This window comes from Micromonospora sp. 050-3 (assembly GCF_046549335.1).
In the GTDB taxonomy this organism is placed as follows: Bacteria; Actinomycetota; Actinomycetes; order Mycobacteriales; family Micromonosporaceae; genus Micromonospora; species Micromonospora trifolii.
Window position 1 is genome coordinate 688290 of the sequence record NZ_JAJPVX010000002.1, and the last position, 20323, is coordinate 708612.

The 20323-nt window shown below is 71.3% G+C and carries 19 protein-coding genes; 9 read left to right on the forward strand and 10 right to left on the reverse strand.

Annotated elements, in window-relative coordinates; genetic code table 11:
• Positions 1-78 precede the first annotated feature (78 nt).
• Positions 79-621: a type 1 glutamine amidotransferase domain-containing protein gene (locus ACLJOK_RS18180; protein ID WP_410819976.1), complete on the forward strand. Its 543-nt coding sequence runs from the start codon at positions 79-81 to the stop codon at positions 619-621.
• Between the two features lie 175 nt (positions 622-796).
• Positions 797-2473: an MDR family MFS transporter gene (locus ACLJOK_RS18185; protein WP_410819977.1), complete on the forward strand. Its 1677-nt coding sequence runs from the start codon at positions 797-799 to the stop codon at positions 2471-2473.
• A gap of 82 nt (positions 2474-2555) precedes the next feature.
• Here the strand turns inward: ACLJOK_RS18185 and ACLJOK_RS18190 are convergent, their stop codons facing one another.
• A complete protein-coding gene (locus tag ACLJOK_RS18190; protein ID WP_410819978.1) occupies positions 2556-3188 on the reverse strand; it encodes a TetR/AcrR family transcriptional regulator in 633 nt (210 codons plus the stop codon).
• Between the two features lie 125 nt (positions 3189-3313).
• Here ACLJOK_RS18190 and ACLJOK_RS18195 point away from each other — a divergent pair, with 125 nt between their 5' ends.
• Positions 3314-4348 carry an aldo/keto reductase gene (locus tag ACLJOK_RS18195; RefSeq protein WP_410819979.1) on the forward strand — a complete coding sequence of 345 codons (1035 nt, stop codon included), beginning with the start codon at positions 3314-3316 and terminating at the stop codon, positions 4346-4348.
• A gap of 35 nt (positions 4349-4383) precedes the next feature.
• Here ACLJOK_RS18195 and ACLJOK_RS18200 read toward each other — a convergent pair whose 3' ends face one another.
• Entirely contained in the window at positions 4384-4875 is a 492-nt protein-coding gene (locus ACLJOK_RS18200) for an NUDIX domain-containing protein (RefSeq protein WP_030334282.1), read from the reverse strand.
• A gap of 71 nt (positions 4876-4946) precedes the next feature.
• On the opposite strand from ACLJOK_RS18200, the gene ACLJOK_RS18205 reads away from it, so the two are divergent.
• On the forward strand, positions 4947-6581 hold the full coding sequence (locus ACLJOK_RS18205) for a fatty acid--CoA ligase (protein ID WP_410821529.1): 1635 nt from the start codon (positions 4947-4949) through the stop codon (positions 6579-6581).
• Between the two features lie 183 nt (positions 6582-6764).
• On the opposite strand, the gene ACLJOK_RS18210 is transcribed toward ACLJOK_RS18205, so the two are convergent.
• The 6 genes from ACLJOK_RS18210 to ACLJOK_RS18235 form a co-directional block, all read right to left on the reverse strand.
• Positions 6765-7775 carry an NADPH:quinone reductase gene (locus tag ACLJOK_RS18210; RefSeq protein ID WP_238681913.1) on the reverse strand — a complete coding sequence of 337 codons (1011 nt, stop codon included), beginning with the start codon at positions 7773-7775 and terminating at the stop codon, positions 6765-6767.
• A gap of 28 nt (positions 7776-7803) precedes the next feature.
• The gene (locus ACLJOK_RS18215) at positions 7804-8457 is read right to left on the reverse strand and encodes an HAD family hydrolase (protein WP_410819980.1); all 654 of its coding nucleotides are present in this window, start codon (positions 8455-8457) and stop codon (positions 7804-7806) included.
• Between the two features lie 32 nt (positions 8458-8489).
• On the reverse strand, positions 8490-9317 hold the full coding sequence (locus ACLJOK_RS18220) for an SCO6745 family protein (protein ID WP_410821530.1): 828 nt from the start codon (positions 9315-9317) through the stop codon (positions 8490-8492).
• Positions 9318-9509: 192 nt separating this feature from the next.
• Positions 9510-10181, reverse strand: a complete 672-nt coding sequence (locus ACLJOK_RS18225; RefSeq protein ID WP_410819981.1) for an FKBP-type peptidyl-prolyl cis-trans isomerase — start codon at positions 10179-10181, stop codon at positions 9510-9512.
• A gap of 146 nt (positions 10182-10327) precedes the next feature.
• Positions 10328-10966 (reverse strand): DUF4241 domain-containing protein, encoded by a 639-nt coding sequence (locus ACLJOK_RS18230; protein WP_410819982.1) that lies wholly within the window; start codon positions 10964-10966, stop codon positions 10328-10330.
• Positions 10967-11039: 73 nt separating this feature from the next.
• A complete protein-coding gene (locus tag ACLJOK_RS18235; RefSeq protein ID WP_410819983.1) occupies positions 11040-12065 on the reverse strand; it encodes a Ku protein in 1026 nt (341 codons plus the stop codon).
• Between the two features lie 85 nt (positions 12066-12150).
• On the opposite strand from ACLJOK_RS18235, the gene ligD (ACLJOK_RS18240) reads away from it, so the two are divergent.
• From ligD (ACLJOK_RS18240) to ACLJOK_RS18250, 3 genes are read left to right on the forward strand one after another with little or no spacing between them, the layout of a single operon-like run.
• Positions 12151-13092, forward strand: a complete 942-nt coding sequence (ligD, locus tag ACLJOK_RS18240; protein ID WP_410819984.1) for a non-homologous end-joining DNA ligase — start codon at positions 12151-12153, stop codon at positions 13090-13092.
• On the forward strand, positions 13082-13996 hold the full coding sequence (gene ligD / locus ACLJOK_RS18245; protein WP_410819985.1) for a non-homologous end-joining DNA ligase: 915 nt from the start codon (positions 13082-13084) through the stop codon (positions 13994-13996). Before ligD (ACLJOK_RS18240) ends, ligD (ACLJOK_RS18245) begins: the two co-directional genes overlap by 11 nt.
• Before the next feature lie 33 nt (positions 13997-14029).
• Positions 14030-14758: a sigma factor gene (locus ACLJOK_RS18250; RefSeq protein WP_410819986.1), complete on the forward strand. Its 729-nt coding sequence runs from the start codon at positions 14030-14032 to the stop codon at positions 14756-14758.
• Positions 14759-15049: 291 nt separating this feature from the next.
• Here ACLJOK_RS18250 and ACLJOK_RS18255 read toward each other — a convergent pair whose 3' ends face one another.
• Both ACLJOK_RS18255 and ACLJOK_RS18260 read right to left on the reverse strand, forming a co-directional pair.
• Positions 15050-17356: an esterase-like activity of phytase family protein gene (locus ACLJOK_RS18255; RefSeq protein ID WP_410819987.1), complete on the reverse strand. Its 2307-nt coding sequence runs from the start codon at positions 17354-17356 to the stop codon at positions 15050-15052.
• 54 nt (positions 17357-17410) lie between these two features.
• The gene (locus tag ACLJOK_RS18260; RefSeq protein WP_410819988.1) at positions 17411-18481 is read right to left on the reverse strand and encodes a hypothetical protein; all 1071 of its coding nucleotides are present in this window, start codon (positions 18479-18481) and stop codon (positions 17411-17413) included.
• 141 nt (positions 18482-18622) lie between these two features.
• Here ACLJOK_RS18260 and ACLJOK_RS18265 point away from each other — a divergent pair, with 141 nt between their 5' ends.
• The gene (locus tag ACLJOK_RS18265) at positions 18623-19375 is read left to right on the forward strand and encodes a TIGR03089 family protein (protein ID WP_410819989.1); all 753 of its coding nucleotides are present in this window, start codon (positions 18623-18625) and stop codon (positions 19373-19375) included.
• 238 nt (positions 19376-19613) lie between these two features.
• Positions 19614-20291 carry a hypothetical protein gene (locus tag ACLJOK_RS18270; protein ID WP_410819990.1) on the forward strand — a complete coding sequence of 226 codons (678 nt, stop codon included), beginning with the start codon at positions 19614-19616 and terminating at the stop codon, positions 20289-20291.
• The last annotated feature ends 32 nt before the right edge of the window (positions 20292-20323 follow it).

A 20323-nucleotide genomic window follows, 5' to 3' on the forward strand; every position in this document is an offset into this window, starting at 1 on the left:
CTCACCTGTCCGACCTGTTTCGGGCGTTCGAGGGCGGGAAGGGGATTGAGGTACCCCCCGGAAAGGAGATGTACCGAGATGGCAGCGACATTGCAGGGCAAGCGGATCGCCTTCCTGGCCGCCGACGGCGTCGAGGAGGTCGAGTACGTCCAACCACGCGAGGCGGTCGAGAACGCAGGCGCGACGGCCGAGCTGGTCTCGCTGAAGCCCGGTTCCATCCAGTCCTTCAACCACTTGGACCACTCCAAGACGTACGACGTGGACGTGACCGTCGACAAGGCCGACGCCGCCGGCTACGACGCGTTGGTGCTGCCCGGAGGGGTGGCGAACCCGGACTTCCTGCGGGGCGACCCGGACGCGGTGCGGTTCGTGAAGGCGTTCTTCGACGCGGGCAAGCCCGTCGGGGTGATCTGTCACGGCCCGTGGACGCTGATCGAGGCGGACGTGGTGCGCGGCCGGCGGATCACCTCCTGGCCCACCCTGCGTACCGACCTGACCAACGCCGGAGCCACCTGGGTGGACGAGGAGTGCGTTACCGACGGCAAGCTGACCAGCAGCCGCAAACCCGACGACCTCCCCGCTTTCTGTGCAGCAATCACCAAAACCTTCACCACCCCCTAACCCCCCACCCACCCCTACGTTGATCATGAAGTTATTGCCACCGCGCGCGGCGTGTCGTGGCAATAACTTCATGATCAACGCCAGGATGCGAGAGCGAGAGCGCGAGCCGGTGCGGTGCGGGTTGGTTTTTTGGGGGTTCGGCGCATGTTCTGCGGCTCGCGGGATAGAAGGGCACATGACCACCGAAGCCTCAGATGCGCCGGTGCTGAACCGGCAGCAGATCCGGCTGCTCATGTTCGGCCTGATGACCGGCATGCTGCTGGCCGCACTCGACCAGACCATCGTCGGTACGGCGCTGCCGACCATCGTGGGCGAGCTGGGCGGAATCAACCACTACTCCTGGGTGGTCACCGCGTACCTGCTCGCCTCGACCGCGTCGACGCCGCTCTACGGCAAGATGGCCGACCTGTACGGGCGCCGCCCGGTCTTCCTCTTCTCGATCGGCACGTTTCTGCTCGGGTCGTTGCTGGCCGGGCTGTCGCAGAACATGACCCAGCTGATCGTCACCCGGGGCATCCAGGGTCTCGGCGCCGGTGGTCTGTTGACGCTCGCGTTCACCATCATCTCGGACGTGGTGTCACCCCGGGAGCGTGGCCGCTACCAGGGGCTGTTCGGAGCGGTCTTCGGGATCTCGTCGGTCGCCGGGCCGCTGGTGGGCGGTTACTTCGCGGAAACCGACTGGCGGTGGATCTTCTACATCAACGTGCCGCTGGCGATCCTGGCGATCGTCGTCTGCTACCACGTGATGCGGTTGATCCCGTTCGAACGTCGGGACCACTCGATCGACTGGCTCGGCGCCGGCCTGCTGGTGGCCGGGGTGAGTTCCCTGCTGCTCGCGCTGAGCTGGGGCGGCAACGAGTACGCCTGGGGCTCCGGCGTGATCATCACGCTCTTCGTGGTCGGTGCGGTGCTGGGGGTGCTCTTCGTCCTCCAGGAGGCCCGGGTGGCCGAGCCGATTCTCCCGCTGCGGCTGTTCCGGAGCGCCACCTTCGCGTTGGCCAACTCGGCCCTGCTCATCATCGGTCTGGTGATGTTCGGTTCGATCATCTTCATCCCGCTGTACCTGCAGATCGTGAAGGGCGCCTCGCCGACCCGAAGCGGTCTGCTGATGCTGCCGATGATGGCCGGCATCATCATCACCTCGATCCTGACCGGCCGCGCGATGACCCGGATCGGTCGGTACAAGTGGTTCCCGGTGGCCGGTTCGGTGACCCTGCTGGTCGGCATGTTCCTCTTCACCCAGTTGGAGGTGGCCACCTCGCTCTGGGTCGCGTTCGGGTTCATGGTGGTGATCGGCGTCGGGTTGGGTCTCTGTATGCAGTCGCTGATCCTGGCGGTGCAGAACGCGGTCTCGGTACGCGACCTGGGTGCTGGCACCTCCTCGGCGACCTTCTTCCGGTCGCTCGGCGGTTCGTTCGGGGTGGCGATCCTCGGCACGGTGCTCTCGTCCCGGCTGACCGGCGGGCTCGCCGACCGGTTGCCCGGCGCGATCGCGCAGCTCCCGCCGCAGGAGCAGGCCGCTGTGGCGGCGAGTGGCGGCGCCAACATCTCGATCAACGACCCGGCCACCATCCTGGCCCTGCCGGGGCCGGTGCGCGCGGCCATCCAGGGCGCCTTCGTCGACGCGCTGGACATGGTCTTCCTGACCGCCGGCCTGATCGCGATCGTGGCGGTGGTGGTCACCCTGACGCTGCCCAACACGCAGCTGCGGGGTGCCGGCCCGCAGGGTGCCACAGGTGGCGCCGACCCGCTCGGTGGCGAGGCCCCGGCTCCGGGCGGTAAGCCGTTGACCCGCGAGTCCAAGGAGGAGGCGGCCGCCGACATGGAGGCCAAGTCCCAGACGATGATCTGAGTGTCCCGACGCCGACCGCCCCGGACCGCTCCGGGATCCGGCCGAGCGGCTGCTGCCCGACTTCGGGCCGGAGCAGCTGTGGTCAGGCGGGGCGGCGGTAGGCGCCGTACCACCAGGTCGCGGCCAACTCCCGGGCGGCCGCCGCGTCGGTATCGGGGTGGGCCGAGGTCGTGCTGACGTGGTCGGCGAGGAAGCGGTCGCCGCCGATCACGATCAGCCGGCTGGCCGCCGTCACGTCCAGGTCGGCGGGGGTACGTCCGGCCTGCTGCTCGATCCGGAGAGCGTCCACGGTGCGGGCCACGAACTGCTCCAGCCCGGTCGCCCAGTACTCCCGGACCGCCTCGTCGTAGGCGGCGACCTCGCTGACAGCGGCCAGCACCGGGGCGTACGTCCGGTATATCCGGATCACGTCGCCGAAGACCTCGGTGAGCCGGGCGAGCGGATCACCAGGGCCGCCCGGGTCCCAGTCGCCGGTGCGGTCGAACGAACTCTCCCGCATGGTGCCGGCGAGGCGCATGAGCAGCTCGGTCTTGTCCCGGAAGTGGGTGTAGAAGGTCGACCGCGCCACACCGGCCTCGGCGGCGATCCGCTGCACGCCGAGGTCGGTGAAGCGGATTCCCTCCTTCAGGAGCCGTTCGGTGGCCGCCAGCACCCGCGCTTCGACTGCCGCGCGTCCGTCGGGGTTGCGCGGGCGGCGGCGGGTGATCGAGGGCATAGCCGGAATCCTAGGTGGCTGGGGGTCGGGTGGGCGACGTACGCTCGTTGCCGGACACAGTGTCCGACATAGTGACCACGGAGTGCCTGACCTCGGCCTCCGACCCACCACGAGGAGCAACACACGTGAAGTACCGACTGTTGGGCACCACCGGGGTGTACGTCTCGGAGATCTCGCTCGGCGCGATGACCTTCGGCGGCAGCGGGCACCCGCTCTGGGGCACCCTGGGTGGGCTGGCGCTGCCCGAGGTGCAGCGGCTGGTGGACACCGCGCTGGACGCGGGCGTCAACTTCGTCGACACCGCCGACGGCTACAGCGACGGCGAGAGCGAGGAACTGCTCGGCAAGGCGCTCGGCAAGCGGCGTCGCGACGTCGTACTGGCGACGAAGGTGCACTCCCGCACCGGCCCCGGCCCGAACGACGTCGGCACCTCCCGGCTGCACATCATGCAGAACCTGGAGGACAGCCTGCGCCGGCTGGGCACCGATCACATCGACCTGTACCAGATCCACAACTTCGACCACATCACTCCCATGGAGGAGATGCTGCGCGCGCTCGACGACGCGGTCCGGCAGGGCAAGGTCCGCTACATCGGCGCCGCGAACTTCGCCGCCTGGCAGATCTCCAAGGCACTGGGCATCTCCGCTCGGGAAAAGCTGGCCGGGTTCGTCTCGGTGCAGGAGTACTACTCCCTGCTGGGTCGGGACGTGGAGCGCGACGTGGTGCCGATGGCGCTCAACGAGGGTGTCGGGGTGACCGTGTGGAGCCCGCTCGCCGGTGGTTTCCTCTCCGGCAAGGTCAGCCGGGACGGCGCCGTCGCCGACAGTGGCGCGCGTAGCGCACAGCCGGGTTACGCCAGCTTCACCCCGTTCGACCCCGAGCACGCCTTCGGCGTGGTCGACGTGCTCAAGGGCGTCGCCGAGCGGCACGAGGTCAGCCCGGCCCGGGTGGCTGTCGCCTGGCTGCTGTCCCGGCCGGCGGTGACCAGCGTGATCGTCGGTGCCCGCAAGCACGAGCAGTTGGTCGACAACATCGCCGCCTCGGACCTCACCCTGACCGCGGAGGATCTCACCGAGCTGGACGAGGCCACCAAGCTGCCGGTCGCGTACCCGAACTGGATCCAGGAAGGGTTCTTCGCCGGGCTCCGCCTGCCGCAGTGAGGCACGGCCCCGGGGCCGGTGGCCCCGGGGCCGACCTACTTGAGGATGAGCCGGTTGGTCTGCTCGAAGACGTCCAGGTCGGCCAGGGTCTCGATGACAGAGGTGGAGAGTGGGGCGGGGAACCGGTCGCGGGCGAAGAAGCCGGCGTCGGTGGTCTCGTCGGTGACCCGGGCCAACTGCCCGTCCCACTCCTCCACCTTGAACGCGGTGGTGAACACCTGGTACGTGTGGCCGTACATGTTGGTGCTCGTCCGGTCCGGGCCGGTGTAGAGAGCGAACGCGCAGACCCGCAGCGCACGCAGCCCGGTCTCCTCGCGGACCTCGCGGACCGCGCAGTCGGCGATCGACTCGCCCAGTTCCATCGCGCCGGCCGGCATGGCCCACTGGCCGTTGTCCGAGCGTTTGATCAGCAGGATGCGGCCGGCGTCGTCGTTGACCACGGCTCGGGCGCCGACGAACATCAGCGTCCGGTCCCCGGCGAGCGCGCGCAACTGCCCCACATATGAGTCGGCCCAGGAGATGCTCACCTGCGACAACTTACGGGGGTTCCCAACGTGTGACCGCCGACACTAGCTTGTTACCCATGCGTAGCACGATGATGGACGCCCCTCTGCAGATCTCCCGGATCCTCGACCACGGTGCACTGGTGCACGGCACGGCCGAGGTGGTCACCTGGACGGGCGCCGAACCCCGCCGGATGACGTACGCCGAGGTGGGCCGGGCGGCCGCTCGGTTGGCACACGGGCTGCGCGACGAGTGTGGGGTGACCGGCGACGAGCGGGTCGCCACCTTCATGTGGAACAACAACGAGCACCTGGTCGCCTACTTCGCGGTGCCGAGCATGGGCGCGGTGCTGCACACGCTCAACATCCGGCTCTTCCCCGACCAGGTCGTCTACATCGCCAACCACGCCGAGGACCGGGTGGTGCTTGTCGACAGCACGCTCATCCCGCTGCTGGCCCGGGTGATCGGTGAGCTGACCACGGTGCGGCACGTCGTGGTGGTCGGCGGCGGCGACCCGGCGCCGCTGGTGGCGGCGGCCGGCGACCGGATCACAGTGCACCACTGGGACGCGTTGCTCGCCGACCGGCCCGACACGTACGACTGGCCCGAGGTCGACGAGCGCGACGCCGCCGCGCTCTGCTACACCTCGGGCACCACCGGCAACCCGAAGGGCGTGGCCTACTCGCACCGGTCGATCTACCTGCACTCGTTGCAGGTCTGCATGCCGGAGGGTTTCGGTCTCGGGCCGACCGACCGCGAGTTGGCCATCGTGCCGATGTTCCACGCCATGTCCTGGGGCCTGCCGTACGCGGCCTTCCTCTCCGGCGCGTCGCTGATCATGCCGGACCGGTTCCTCCAGGCCGCGCCGATCGCCGAGATGATCGCCGCCGAGCGGCCCACACTGGCCGGCGCGGTGCCGACCATCTGGACCGACCTGCTGGCCTACCTGGACACGCACGACGTGGACACCTCCTCGCTCGGTGAGGTGATCGTCGGCGGCTCGGCGTGCCCGCCGGCACTGATGCACGCGTTCGACGAGCGGCACGGGATCGACGTCATCCACGCCTGGGGGATGACCGAGATGTCCCCGCTGGGGTCCGTCTCGCGCCCGCCCGCCGGTGCTACCGGTGAGCAGGCCTGGCGCTACCGCTACACCCAGGGGCGGGTGCCGGCGGGCGTGCAGGCGCGGATCGTCGGCCCGTCGGGCGACCCGATGCCCGCCGACGGCACGGCCGTGGGCGAGCTGGAGGTCCGTGGGCCGTGGGTGACCGCCCGGTACGTCGGTGACGACGCCCCGGACGAGGAAAAGTTCCGCGACGGCTGGCTGCGTACCGGCGACGTGGGCACCCTCTCGCCGGACGGGTACATCAACCTGACCGACCGCGCCAAGGACGTGATCAAGTCCGGTGGTGAGTGGATCTCGTCGGTGGAGTTGGAGAACGCGCTGATGGCCCACCCGGCGGTGCTGGAGGCGTGCGTGGTGGGGGTCCCGGACGAGCGATGGGACGAACGTCCGCTGGCCACCGTGGTGGTTCGGGAGGGCGCTTCGGTGACCGCCGAGGAGTTGCGGGACTTCCTGGCCGGGTCGGTGGCGCGCTGGCAGTTGCCCGAGCGCTGGGCGTTCATCGACACGGTGCCGAAGACCAGCGTCGGCAAGTTCGACAAGAAGGTCGTCCGTTCGCGGTACGCCGTGGGTGAGCTGACTGTCCGGGAGTTGACAGCCCCGTAACGTTTTCCTCGGCACTGTCGCCTGTTGAGGCGGGAGTACTCCTGATCCCTCCCCAGGGGCGGCCCCGGCGTTCGCACCGCGCCGGGGCCGCCCGCTCCACGCGGGGTGACCCGCACCGTCATTGTTGCGAAAGTTGTTCGCTTCTGTCCTGCTGACGGGGAAATCGGGTGGTCAGCGACCCGATCAGGCGTCGCTGGTGGTGATGAGCACCTTGCCCACCGTCGAGTCCTCCACCGCCTGGTGCGCCGCGGCCGCCTCGGCCAGGGGGTAGTAGTGCAGCGGTAGACCGGCGTCCGCGCCAACCCGGATGCCACCCTGGCTGGCCGCCGCCGCCACGTCCTTCACGCCCTGCGCCTTGGCCGCCTTCGGCTCGGTGTAGACCAGCACGAACTGCCAGCGGGCGTTCGGCGCCATCATCGCCCGGATCGGGATGCTCACCTCGTCCCCGCCGTTGTCGGCGTACATGCAGACCGCGCCGCCGTGCCGCAGCACCCGTGCGTCGACCGAGGCGTTGCGGGCGGGGGAGACCTCCACGATCGTGTGCACCCCGTCGGGGGCGATCTTGTGGACCTCCTCGACCACGTCCTGCTCCCGATAGTTGATCACGAAGGATGCGCCGGCCGAGGCTGCGAGCTGAGCCTTCTCCGCGCTGCTCACCGTGGCGATCACCGTGGCGTCGGCCCAGCGGGCGAGTTGGATCGCTGCGTTGCCGACAGCGCCCGCGCCGCCCTGCACCAGCACCGTGTGATCCGCCAGCGCGCCGGCCCGCAGCGTGTCCGGCATGAACTCGCCAGCGGTCAGACAGCGGTGCGCGGTGAGGAATGGGATGCCCAGGGCTGCGCCCAGCTCGAACGGAGCGGGGCCGAGGCGTACCGCCTGCCGGACCGGCACCAGCGTGTACTCCGCCGTCGTGCCCCACTGTCGCTGCCAGGCGGCCTCCCAGACCCACACCCGCTCACCGATCAGGTCGGGGTCGACCCCCTCGCCGACCGCCTCGACCACCCCCGCGCCGTCCTGCCCGGGGATCTGCCACCCGTTCGGCGGGGCGTTGCGGCGGGACTTCCAGTCGGTCGGGTTCACCCCGGAGACCGCCATCCGCACCAGTACCTCGCCCGCGCCCGGCTCCGGCACCGGCCGGTCGACCAGTTCCAGCACCGAAGGGTCGCCGTTGCGCTCGTACACGATGGCCTTCATCCGTGGTCTCTACCCGGCTCGACCCCTGTCAACCCAGCTCGTCCACCAGCTCGGGGGTCAGCTCACCGATCGCGTTCAGCGTCACCACGGCCAGCCCGGCGGCGTCCGGATCGAGCGGGTACGAGCCGTGCGGCACCGCCACCACCCGCATCCCCGCCGCCGCGGCGGAGCGCACGCCGTTGGACGAGTCCTCCACGGCCACACAGCGGGTCGGGTCGACGCCGAGGCGCTGCACCACGCTCAGGTACACGTCCGGTGCGGGCTTGCCCCGCTCGGTCTGCTCGGTGGAGAGGGTCGCGCCGAACGCGTCGGTCAGGCCGGTCGCCGCCAGCGCCGCCTCGATCAGCCGGGTCGGCGACGAACTGGCCAACCCGAGCGGCCACCGCGCGGCCAGCCGGCGAACGACCTGGTCGGCGCCGTCGATGAGAGGTACGTGGTCCCGGTAGCGTCGGGTCATCTCCTCGACCACCTCGACGGCGACCTGCTCGGCGGTGCGGCCGACGCCCAGCTCTCCGCTGAGGTAGTCGGCCCACTCACCGGTGCTCATCCCCATCAGACGGCGTTGCGTGTCCGGCTGCCACGTCCCGCCGTGCGCCGCCACGTACGCCCGGCGGACCTCCTCCCACACCGGCTCGGAATCCACGATCACGCCGTCCAGGTCGAAGACCACAGCATCAGTCACGGGCCCATCCTGCCCGACCGGTGGGTGCCCGGTCAGCTGGGCAACGCGGGCAGACCGAGCGGGCTGCCCTCGGGGAGCAGGGTGTGGCCGGACCGGGCGATCGGCTCCAGCAGCTCCCGGAGCCGGTCCGTGTCCTGGGCGCCGAGCGCCTGCCACGGGTGCGCGGCGGCCCGGTCGGTGGCATCCTCGATGGCCTGGAACTCGGCCCGGGCGTGCTCGGTGGCCGCGCCGTCCCCAGTCAGCCAACCCCGCTCGGTGAGCCGCTCACGGGCGGCCTGCCACTGCTCCTCGGACCAGCCGCGGCCCAGCAGGTACTGCGGCGACGAACCGTCCAGCGCGACCCGCCCGGTCAGCGTCTCCACCGGGTCCAGGCCGGCGGCCACCAGTGCGGCCACGTGCCCGTCCCCCCGGTGCTCGCGCAGCGTCGTGGCGGCCTGCCAGAGCCGCGCCAGCGGGTACTCGCCGGCCGGGAGGGCCGCGTTGGCGGCGCCGAGCACCCGGCCGGCGGTCTGCGCCGCCGCGGCGGCCCGCTCCAGCAGGTCGGCGGCCTCCACCAGGTGCGACTCCGGAAGCTCGTAGGTCAGCTCGGCGAGCGCCTGCACGGCACCGGTCAGACGGGCGCGCAGCGCCTCCTGCGGGGTGGCCAACCGCCACACCGCCGGCAGCGCGCGGGCCACCATCGGCGGCGCGAAGTTGAAGAAGGCGGCGATCACCGGGGCCGCCTCGGCGGCTCCCAGCGGTGCGGCACGGCCGGCGAAGTAACCGCGCCAGTAGCCGCGCAGCCCGACCGCCTCGTACGCGGCCCGGGCCCGGGGGTGCAGGTAGGTGACAGTGTGCACCGGCTCGAAGTACGCCCACATCGACCGGGCGGTCCGCCCAGGCTCGTCCAACGCCGTCACATGCACCTCCGCGTTCCGGTTCCGGATGCTGCTCACCCCGGGCGGCGAACCGCCCGGGGTGACGCCGAACCTACTGCCGCTGGGTGACGGGCCGGAAGCCCCATGTGAACAACTCCATCGCGTCCCGGCGACAACCGGGACGACCCGGACAGGTCACTGGGCGGCGAGCACGTCCACCACGAAGCGCAGCGGACCGGTCGGACGGCCACCGGCGGCGGCCTCGTCGTTGCCGTACCCAAGCTCGCCCGGGATGTCCAGCTGCACCCGGCTGCCCACTGTCACCCCGACCAGACCCTGGTCCCAGCCGGGAATGACCTGGCCGACGCCGATCGGGAAGGTGGCCGGCTGCCCGGCCTTCCAGGACGAGTCGAACTCCTTGCCGTCCTTGTAGAACACCCCCACGTAGTTGGTGGTGATGTTCTGGCCCTTCTGCACGGCCGGGCCCTTGCCCTTGATCAGCGGGGTGACCGTGAGCTTCTTGAGGTCACCGGTGCCCGGCGTCACCGTCGGCTTGGTGCCCAGCGCCGGGTCGGCGCCCTCGGGCAGCTGCGGAGCGGGGGGTGCGCCGGCCTCGTCGGGGGCCGGGGCGGAGGCGGACGGTGTCGCGTCGGCCTGGGTCTTGGGCTTGTCGTCGCCCCCGCCGATCGTCACGAAGACGCCGATCAGCACCCCGACCACGGCGACGGCGGCGAGGCCGCTGGCCCACGCGTTGCGCTTGCGCCTCGCGTCGGCGGCCTTCTTCTCCGCCAACTGGGCGGCCAGGCGGCGCCCCGACTTGGTTGCCGGGCTCTGGTCCGGGCCCGTCTGCTGCGTCCGCTCGCTCACGTCGTCGACTCCCTGCTGCGAAGTGTGGCCGGCACCCGGTGCCGGGGGGAAAGCCGACGCACACGGTACCCGCACCGCGGCCTACCGTGCCCGCCGCGGACGCCTCGGATCGCCCAGCGCGACACTTCCGGAGCTTTCTTGGGCGGTTATTCCGGGACGACCATGAAGTCGGTCACGAACGAGGTGACCCGGCCGTCGGCGGCACGGCCGATCCAGGTGCCGTAGCAGCCGTCGCCCCAACCCGTGGACACGGTGACGACGTTGGCGCCGGTGGCCTCGTCCAACACGGCGACGATCAGCCCCGGGACCGGGGACGAGGGCAGCTCGGCCGGGATGAAGACCTCCTCGACCCGGTCCTCGTCCCAGCCCTCCAGGACGGCGAGCGCGGTCGGGTCGGCGAAGGTGCCGACGCCGGCGTCCACGCCGTAGCCGAAGTAGTCGTCAGCGCCGAGCGTGGCGACGTCCTGGTCGCCCGCGACGGCCGGCTCCCAGCGGATTGTCGGCTCAGCCGAGACGACCAGCTCCAGCGCGGCGACCCGGCGGTCCACCTCGGCGTCCTCCCGGAGCACCACCGCCACCCAGGCGCGGGCGGGATGCCGCCCCGGCGGCACCGTCACAGTGAACGGCTCGGCCTCCGGGCAGACCAGCGGGTCGCAACCGACCACGCGGCCGGTCGGCAACACGATGTCGCCCGCCGGGTGAACCTCGATCAGGTATCCGCCGTGCTGGTCGGTGAAGCGGGCGCCGGGCGTCAGCAACCGGTCCAGATCAGGGGTGTACGGCATGGGGGCTCCTCCGGTCGCCAGCGGCCGGCGGAGCGTACCCGGCGGGGCGGACACCGCCGCCGCTGCCGTACGGTCAGGCGCTCTTGCGGGGTGCGGTCTTGCGCGCGGCCGTCTTCTTCGCCGGCTCCGCCTTCGTCGCGGCGGTCTTCTTGGCAGCGGTCTTCTTCGCCGGCTCGGCCGCCTTCTTCTCGGCCGTCTTCTTCGCCGCGGTCTTCTTCGCGGGCGCCTTGGCCGCCTTCTTCTCGGCTGCCTTCTGCGCCGACCGCGCCGACGAGATGGGCGTCGGCTCGCCACCACCACCGCCGCGGGCCGGCTGCTCGCCGCGAGCCGCCTTGGCGCGCTCCACCGAGGCCTTCAACGCCGCCATCAGGTCCACCGCAGCGGCCGGGGCCTCCTCGACCTCCTCCGGCTGGACGACCTCCCGACCCTCCACCTTGGCGTCGATGACCTCCTGCAACGCGGCCCGGTAGTCGTCGGTGAAGACGTCCGGCTCGAACTCGCCGGTCATCGAGTCGATCAGGGAGCTGGCCATGGCCAGCTCCGGCGGGCGCACCTTGAGGTCCTCGTCGAGGAAGCCGAAGTCCGGGGTGCGGATCTCGTCCGGCCAGAGCATGGTGTTGAGCAGCAGCACACCCTCGCGGACCCGCAGCGTGGCCAGCTGCTCCCGCTGGCGCAGCGCCACCTTGACGATGGCCACCCGCTCCGAGTCGATGAGCGCGTCGCGCAGCAGCACGTACGGCTTGGTCGCCGCGCCCTCCGGCTCGAGAAAGTACGCCTTGTTGTAGAGGATCGGGTCGACCTGCTCGGCCGGCACGAACTCCAGCACGTCGATGGCGCGGGAGCTGGTCAACGGCAGGTCGGCGAAGTCCTCGTCGGTGAGGATCACCATCTCGCCGCCGCCGATGTCGTAGCCCTTGGCGATGTCGTCGTAGGTGACCTCTTCGCCGCAGACCGAGCAGGTGCGCTTGTAGCGGATCCGACCGCCGTCCTCGCGGTGCACCTGGTGGAACCGAATGTCCTTCTCCTCGGTCGCGGAGTAGAGCTTCACCCCGATCGAGACGAGCCCGAACGACACGGCTCCCTTCCAGATGGCACGCATCCTGCGCTCCCTTCCCCGGTATCGACCATGCTCGCATCCGAAAGAACCGGACGCGAGGTGTTCGGGCTGCTACTACAGTCGGGTCGTGCCCGGCGCGCCGCTCAAGCCGATGCTCGCGATGACCGGGCCGCTCCCGGCGGGTGACGGCTGGGCGTACGAGTTCAAGTGGGACGGCGTCCGCGCCCTGGCCGACATCTCAGGTGGCGGTCAGCACCTGTATGCCCGTTCCGGCGTGGAGATCACCGCCGCGTACCCGGAGTTGGCCACCCTTCCCGAGCAGGTCGACGACGCGCTGCTCGACGGTGAGGTGGTGCTGCTCGGCCAGGGCGGGCAGCCGTCCTTCACCGCGCTGGCCGAGCGGATGCACGTCCGGGACCGGGCCAAGGCCGCCCGGTTGGCCGCCGTCATGCCGGTGACGTACATGATCTTCGACCTGCTCCGGCTGAACGGCGACTACCTGACCGGCTGGCCGTACGAGCGCCGCCGGGAGGCGCTGGACGCGCTCGCGCTCGGCGGCCTCCGGTGGGCGGTGCCGCCGATGTTCACCGACGGGCCGGCCACCTACGAGGCGGCCGGAGAGCACGGCCTGGAGGGGGTGATGGCCAAGCGGGTCGGGGCCGTCTACCGCCCGGGGGTGCGCTCGCCGGACTGGGTGAAGGTCAAGCTGGAGGTGACCGGCGACTTCGTCATCGGCGGTTGGCGACCGGGCGCGCGCCGGGTCGGCGGGCTGCTGGTCGGGGTGCCCGGCCCGGACGGCCGACTGATCTACCGGGGTCGGGTCGGCGGTGGGATCGGCGCGGCCATCGAGCGGCAGCTCCTCGCCGAGCTGGAACCGCTGCGCTCCGGCGTGTCACCGTTCGCGCCGGGTGTGCCGCGCGAGGATGCGCGGGGCGCCATCTGGGTAACACCCCGGGTGGTGGTGGAGGTGAAGTACGGCCAGCGCACCCCCGACGGCCGGCTGCGTTTCCCCCGGGTGCTGCGCTTGCGCCCGGACAAGCCTCCGGAGGAGGTCGACGATGCCGGCTGAACGGCTACGGGTGGACGTCGAGGGCCGCGCGCTGGAGTTGTCCAACCTGGACAAGGTGCTCTACCCGGCGGCCGGGTTCACAAAGGGTGAGGTGATCGACTACTACACTCGGATCTCCCCGGTGCTGCTGCCGCACCTGCGGGACCGGCCGGTCACCCGGATCCGCTATCCCAACGGGGTGGACGACAAGTCGTTCTTCGAGAAGAACACGCCGGCCGCGACCCCGGACTGGGTGCGGGTGGAGAACCTCCCGGCGCCCGGCTCGACGAAGGGCCGGGAGACCATCGACTACGTGGTCGCCGACGACCTGCCCACCCTGGTCTGGCTGGCCAACCTGGCCGCGTTGGAGCTGCACACGCCGCAGTGGAAGGTGGGCGAACACCCGGACATGATGGTCGTCGACCTGGACCCGGGGCCGCCGGCCGGGCTCGCCCAGTGTTGCCCGGTGGCGGTCCTGATGCGCGACCGCCTCGCCGACGACGGCATCGAGTCGTACCCGAAGACCTCCGGCAAGAAGGGCATGCAGCTCTGCTGCCCGATCGCCGGCACCCAGTCGTCAGACCTCGTCTCCGACTACGCCCGACGGATCGCCCAGGAGTTGGAGAAGGCCCACCCGAAGCTGATCGTGTCGAAGATGGCGAAGAACCTTCGCCCGGGCAAGGTATTCATCGACTGGAGTCAGAACAACGCCGCGAAGACCACAGTGGCGCCGTACTCGCTGCGGGCCCAGTCGGTGCCGTCGGTGTCGACGCCGCTGACCTGGGACGAGGTCGAGGCCGGCGCGCGCGGCCGGAAGCCGGCCGTCCGCCAGTTCACCGCCGCCGAGGTCCTGGCCCGGGTCGAGGAGTACGACGACCTGCTCGGCCCCCTGCTCGACGGCGGCCCGGAGCTGCCCTCGGCCTGACAACCTTCGGTGACCCCGCCGCGTGTAAGGCGCGTGACCGACCAACAGAAACCACTGTCCGCGGCGGACCGGTCCTACGTCGCGTTCGTCGAGGTGGCGTGGCAGCGACACATCCGGCTGGCCATGCTGCTGAGCGGCGACCGGTGGCGGGCCGAGGAGTTGCTCCAGGACAGCCTGGTCAAGGTCTACGAGCGGTGGCGGCGGCTGTCCCGGCTCGGCGACCCGCACGCCTACCTGCGCCGGGCCCTGGTCAACAACCACACCTCGGCGTGGCGGCGGCGTCGTCGCGAAAGTCTCTTCGCGGACGTCCCCGATCGGGCCGCTGCGGTCGGCGGCGTGGGCCCGCTGCCGGCCGACAAGAGCCCGGGCGAGACGTACGGCCGGTACGGGCAGTACCCGGGGACGTACGACCGGCTCTCCCTCTACGGCGACGGGAACGGGGTGCTGGGTGCCGCCGAGCCCGACCCGGCTGCCCTGTTCGCGGCGCTCACGCGGCAGAACGCGACAGTCACCGAGAACCCGGACGACACGCTGCACTTCACCTACGCCGAGACCAGCAAGGACGGGTCGAGCAGCACGGCCGGCGACGTCACGCTGGATCGCGCCGGCCGGATCGCGACGGTGGCGCTCACCCTCACCTGGCAGTCGACGGCGAAGGGGCGGCTCGACACCGGAACGGCCAACTCGACGCTCGAACTGTTCGACTACGGCACCGCCGTGACTGTCGAACGCCCGACCGACGTCGTGATGATGAAGGACTAGACCCGACGCCGGGCCGGACGACGTTCGGTCGCCCGACGTGACTTCCGGTGGCGACCCAGCCGGACTGCTCAGCCCCTTTGCTCTGCTTCAACGGACGCACTACCGGCTTGACCTGCGGCTGCGTTCACGTCCTGAGGCCGACCTGCCGACGCTGTGGTGACGGAGCGTGTCTGTTGCGTCCGTTGAAGCAGAGCAAAGGGGTGGAAGTGGGTGGCGACCTGGCGGCTGGTCACGGTGCGCGATCGGCCCGGCGTCCACGGTCGTGGACGCCGGGCCGGGTCGGCTGACGGGTCAGCGGCGGCCGAAGACCTTGCGGCTGGAGCCGAGGTGCAGGAGCACCGTCTCGCCGGTGGCGTCCTTGACCCCGTCGTTGTCGGTGATCGCGTACACCTCGCCGTTGCCGGCGACAGTCAGGCCCTCCAGCTTCTCCTGCGTCCACCCGTTGGTGGCGCGCAGCGCGGGCAGCACGTCGACGGCGAGCGTCTTCGGCAGCACGGTCAGCGGGCCGGTCGCCGCCGCACCGGGCAGCGGCACCGTGTAGATCCGCTTGACAGTGGCGGCCGGGCCGTTCAGCTTGTCCCGTTCGATGACCGCGAGCCGGTCACCGACCACTGTGATCTCGGACAGACCCATCCAGTCGCCGGGCACTGTGGTGGCCCCCAACTGGTAGCCGAACCAACTCCAGGTGCCCGCTGCGACGTCGTAGCGGCCGAGCCGGACGATGCCGGCCGGGTCGGTGCTCAACTCCCGCTGTACGGCCACCCAGACGATCTCCCGGCCCTGCCGGTCGGTGGTCGCGGTGACGCCCTCCAGGCCCTGCTTGCCGAGGCCGGCGGCGACCTCGGCGGGCAGCGCGACGGTCTGCCGGGTCACCCCGACGGCGTCGAGCCGGACCAGTTTGTTCTCCGCACCCTTGGCGCCCTCCACGGCGAGCCAGAAGCCGCCCTGCGGACGGGCGAAGATGCCCTCCGCGTCGTACCCGACCGGAGCGCCGGCCGCGTCCCGCACCGGCAGCGCGCCGGTGATCACGGCCGGCGTCCGCTTCGCGTCGATGGTGAGGATGCGGGTCTGGCCGTACGCCGCGTCGGTGACGCTGTAGAGCTGGTCCCGCTTGCCCGGGACCGCGCTCAGCGCGCCGAGTGCGCCCCAACCGGTCGGGGTGCCGGCCCGGTCGGCGCCGGAGACGATGCTCGGGAACGCCGGGGTGGCCTTGCCGAGCTGGAAGAGTGACACCGAGGCCCGAACGTTTACCGAAGCGTCGTCCTCCTCACTGGAGACAGCGAGCAGCCCGCGCGACGGGATGGGCAGCAGCCCCTCCGGCCCGTTTGTGGTCGGCAGGACCTGCCGGAAGACCGGCCGGGTGGGGTCGCCCAGGTCGTAGACCGCGACGAAGTTGCTCCGCTCCGAGCCGACGAAGGCGTACCGGACGCCGTCGTACTCGGCGACGGCCACGCCCTCCGGCTCGGTGCCCTTCTTGGCGGCCCGGTCCTCGTTGTGCAGCCCGTACGTGACGGCGAGCCGCTCGAAAGTGTTGCCGGCGTCCCAGGCCACGCGTCCGCTGCGGCTGTCGAAGACCGACCAGCCACGGGTGCCGCCGTGCCAGTCGCCCTCGTTTGCCGTGGCGAGATAGCGGTCGTCGACCCAGGCCACCGCGTCCGGCTCACGCGGCACGTCGGTGATGCTGCCGGTCAGGTCGATGACACCGTCCTTCTTGGTGTCGATGCCGCTGATCGTGGCGGTGCCGGCGCTGAACACCTTGGTGAGCCGGCCGGTGGGCAGGTCGACCAGGGCGACGCCGTTGTTCTCCTGAAGCGTCACGGCCAACTGGTTGCGGCTGTTGATCGAGACGTACTCCGGCTCGGGGTCGGTCGGCGCGGCGAGGCCGGCCTGCGCCAGCGCGGGCAGCGCGCTGCCGTCGGCCCCGGTCAGCGCGACCGGCCGCAGCCGCCAACCGGCCGGAGACTTCCCGGCCAGGTCGACGATCTGCACGAAACCGGCGGGCGCCTGGGGCAGGTCGCCTTCCTCGCCGCCGGGCGGTGTGGCCTCCTCGTCGCGCTCGTTCTCGATCGCGATCGCGGCGTACCGCTTGTCAGTGCTGATCGCGATGGAGTCGGGCTGACCGCCGAGATCGAAGCTGGCCACCCGCTCGCGGCTGGCCAGCTCGATCACGTCGAGGCGACCGGACGGCTTGGTGTAGCTGGCGCTGGTGTTCACCACCACCAGCACGTACCTGCCGACCACGGCGACCGAGGTCGGCTCGTCCTCGGCGTTGCCGAGCTGGGCCAGGGAGAGCGTGCCGAGGCCGCGCGGCCGGTCGGCACGGGAGATGTCCAGGAAGCCGATGCGCCGGGCCAGCGCGTCGGTGTGGATCAGGGTGCGACCGTCCTCGCTGACCGCCGAGATCTCGGCGACCGTCGCGGTCGTCGGATCCTCGCCGGCCGGACGGTTCTGGAACACCGGGTACGTGGCGACCCGGTCGAAGGCGAGCGAGCTGCCTGGGTGGTGGTGCGCGCCGGCCGACGCGGGGGTGGCCCCGGTCAGGCTCGCGGCGGCGACACCGGCTGCGGTGAGCGCGGTGAATGCTCTTCTGAGTGTCAAGGACTTCCTCCGTTAGGTCGTACCCGCACGGAGGCTGACAGTTGTTGGGGAGCGTCAGCTTGCGCCGACATGAACAGTCGGCGAAGCACGACGCAGCCGCCACCAGGCGGCCCCGACCAGGGCGACCGTGACGACGGTGACCGCGACGTCGCCGGCCAGGGCCGCGGCCGGGCTCGCCGGGGAGTACGGCGGCACCAGGTACGCGAACGCGGCGGCGGTGACCAGGCCGGCCGTGCCCGCCGCGAGCACGTGCCGCTGCCCCCAACCGCTGCCCGACGACCAGTACGCGATCAGCCCTCCGACGGCGGCGACGAGTCCCAGCGCGATGGCCACCCCCGCCCAGCCCGGCGTCAGGTCGGCCCCGATTCGGACCAGGATGACGGGCAGACCGATCCAGAGCGGGTGCGGTGCCCGGCGGGTCCGGCGCGGGTGGGGGCGGCGCCAGCGAGGGAGCAGGGCCGTCGCGACGAGGGCAAGGACCAGCAACGCCGCGAAGGTCAGCTGGAGTGGGCTGGCCAGGAAGCCCTTGTCATCGTTGATGTCCGAGAAGATCAACAGGCTGCCGAGCAGGTAGATCACGCCCACCACGGCGAGACCGGGCCGGCCCAGCCACGGCCGCAGCCGCCGCTTCGACCCGAGGAACGACTCGATCAGCACGATCGGCGCGCAGATGGTCAGCACGATGTGGTTGCCGACGTAGTCGAACGCCTGCCGGAGGCTGAATTCGAGCCCCGGCACCAGCGTCGCCTCGGCGGCGGCCCGGGTGTCGGCGTACTGGGTGTCGTCGAGGTAGTCGGGGTTGAACAGCGACTGGTCGACCAGCCCGGCCTGTAGTACGCCGAACGCGGCCGCGAGCAGCACGATGGTCGGCCAGCCCGCGCCAAGGTGCCGGGCGGTCTCCCGGATGAGGATCGCCGCGCCGCCGTACATCGGGCCCAGGAAGATCAGCACCGGCAGGAAGTCGTCGATGGCGAAGCCACCCCACGAGCACTCGGCCGCCCACGGCGCGAGCAGCAGCAACGCGATCACCGGCAGGAGCCGCCGGCGCACTGGCAAACGGTCAGCGGCGACAGGGCGGTCGGCGGCGGGATGGTCGGCGGTGACGGGGTCGGGTCCGGTCGGCATGGGCGCTCCTCAACGGCGTTTCGGGGGTCACCTGCACCGTGCGCGGGCCACCCGGTCACCCGATACGGCCATCGGCCGACGACCGGTGCGACCAAAGTCGTTGAGTACTGTGGTGCCGACGTCGACCCGGGGAGCGTGGAGATGCAGCCAACCGTCACGGCCGACCTGACGGCCCGGCCCGTCGAGGCCGAGCGTCCGCTGCTCAGCTACCGCGACGAGGCGACCGGCGAGCGCGTCGACCTGACGGCACAGCAGGTCGGCCAGTGGGCGGCACGTAGCGCGAGCCTGCTGCGGGACGGCTGCCGGCTCGGCCCCGGCAGCCGCGTAGCGGTCCTGCTGCCGCCGCACTGGCGTACCGCCGCGGTGTTGTTGGGCGCCTGGGCCTCCGGCCTGGCGGTGTCGTTCCGACCGCGCGCCACAGCGGGCCTGGCGGTGCTCGAACCGGGCGGCGACCGACCGTTCGACGCGGTCTTCGTGACGCCGGAGCGGCAGGACGACTGGCTGGAGGACGTGCCGGACGCGCCGCACCGCTATCTCGTCGGCACCGGGCCGGGGCGGCTGGACGACGTGCCGTTGGGCTGGTTGGACTGGTCCGCCGAGGTGCTTCGGCACGGCGACGGCGCGCCCGACCACACCGCCATCCACCCGTCGGACCCGGCCACCGCTGACGGCACCACCTACGGTCAGTGGGGTGCGCTCGCCCAGGAGTTCGCCACCATGCTGGACCTGCGCGCCGGCGATCGCCTGCTGGTCGACGCCGCCGAGACCGAGCAGCCGCTGAAGTGGTTGCTCGCGCCGCTCTCGGCCGGCGCGTCCGTGGTGATCAGCGCCAACCTCGACAGAGCGCGGCGGGACGCGGTCGTCGCCGCCGAACAGGTGACCCGGGTCCTCTGAACTCCGCCGGAGCGGCCGAAACAGCGCTTGCCGATGCCGTCGGCGCAGTTGATCAACTAACTGTTCATCCCCGCTGCGTCCGTTTCTCATCAAGCTCGCCTGACGAGTTCGCCAGCGGCCGGCAGGGTCACTGAACGGTCGCGCCCACCGGCGTGCCACAGCACCTGTAGACCGGAGCGCTGGCATGCCCTCAACCGCACGGTGGCTTCGCCGCGTCACGGCGCGCCTCCTCGCGTCGGTGGCGTTCACCCTGACGTTGTTCGCCGCCGCCGTTCCCGCTGCGGCCCACCCGTACGGCTATCCGCAGACCGTGACCATCGCGGCGGACGCGACCCGCCCCGCGGTGGTCCGCCTGACGTGGAAGGCGGGCGGTGTCGACGAACTGACCCTGCTCGGCGTCCGGCTCGGCCTGCTGCCGCAGGACCGTGTACTGCTCGACGGCGCGATCTCCTTTCAGGCTTCGGACGCGACAGTGCTCGCCTCGTCCGCGCCATTCGCGAGTTACCTGCTCACGCAGATGACGGTCAGTAGCGGCGGACACGCGTGCGCCGGCACCGTCGACACGCCGAGCGATCTCGCGGGCTCTGGTGTGGACGTCGACTACCTCTGCGCGGGGCCGATCGGCGCGGCCCGCATCGAGCTTCGGATGTTGAGCGACCTCGACCCCGCGTACCAGACGGTGGCGACCGGCCCGTGGGGCCAGCGCCAGGTGTACGGCCCCGGCCGGTACACCCACGACTGGGCGCTCGGCGACGCACCCTCGGCGAGCGACGCGGGCGTTGCCGACCACGGCCGCGCAACCGCCTGGAAGGCCGCCGGGAGCATCGGCCCCCTGCTGCTCATCGCGGCAGTCGTCACGCTGCTGCGACGTCAGGTACGTCGCCGACGGGTCGCCCGCGCCCGACCGTCGTCCTGAGACCGGCCACCCGCTCTGGCCCCGTGCCCGCC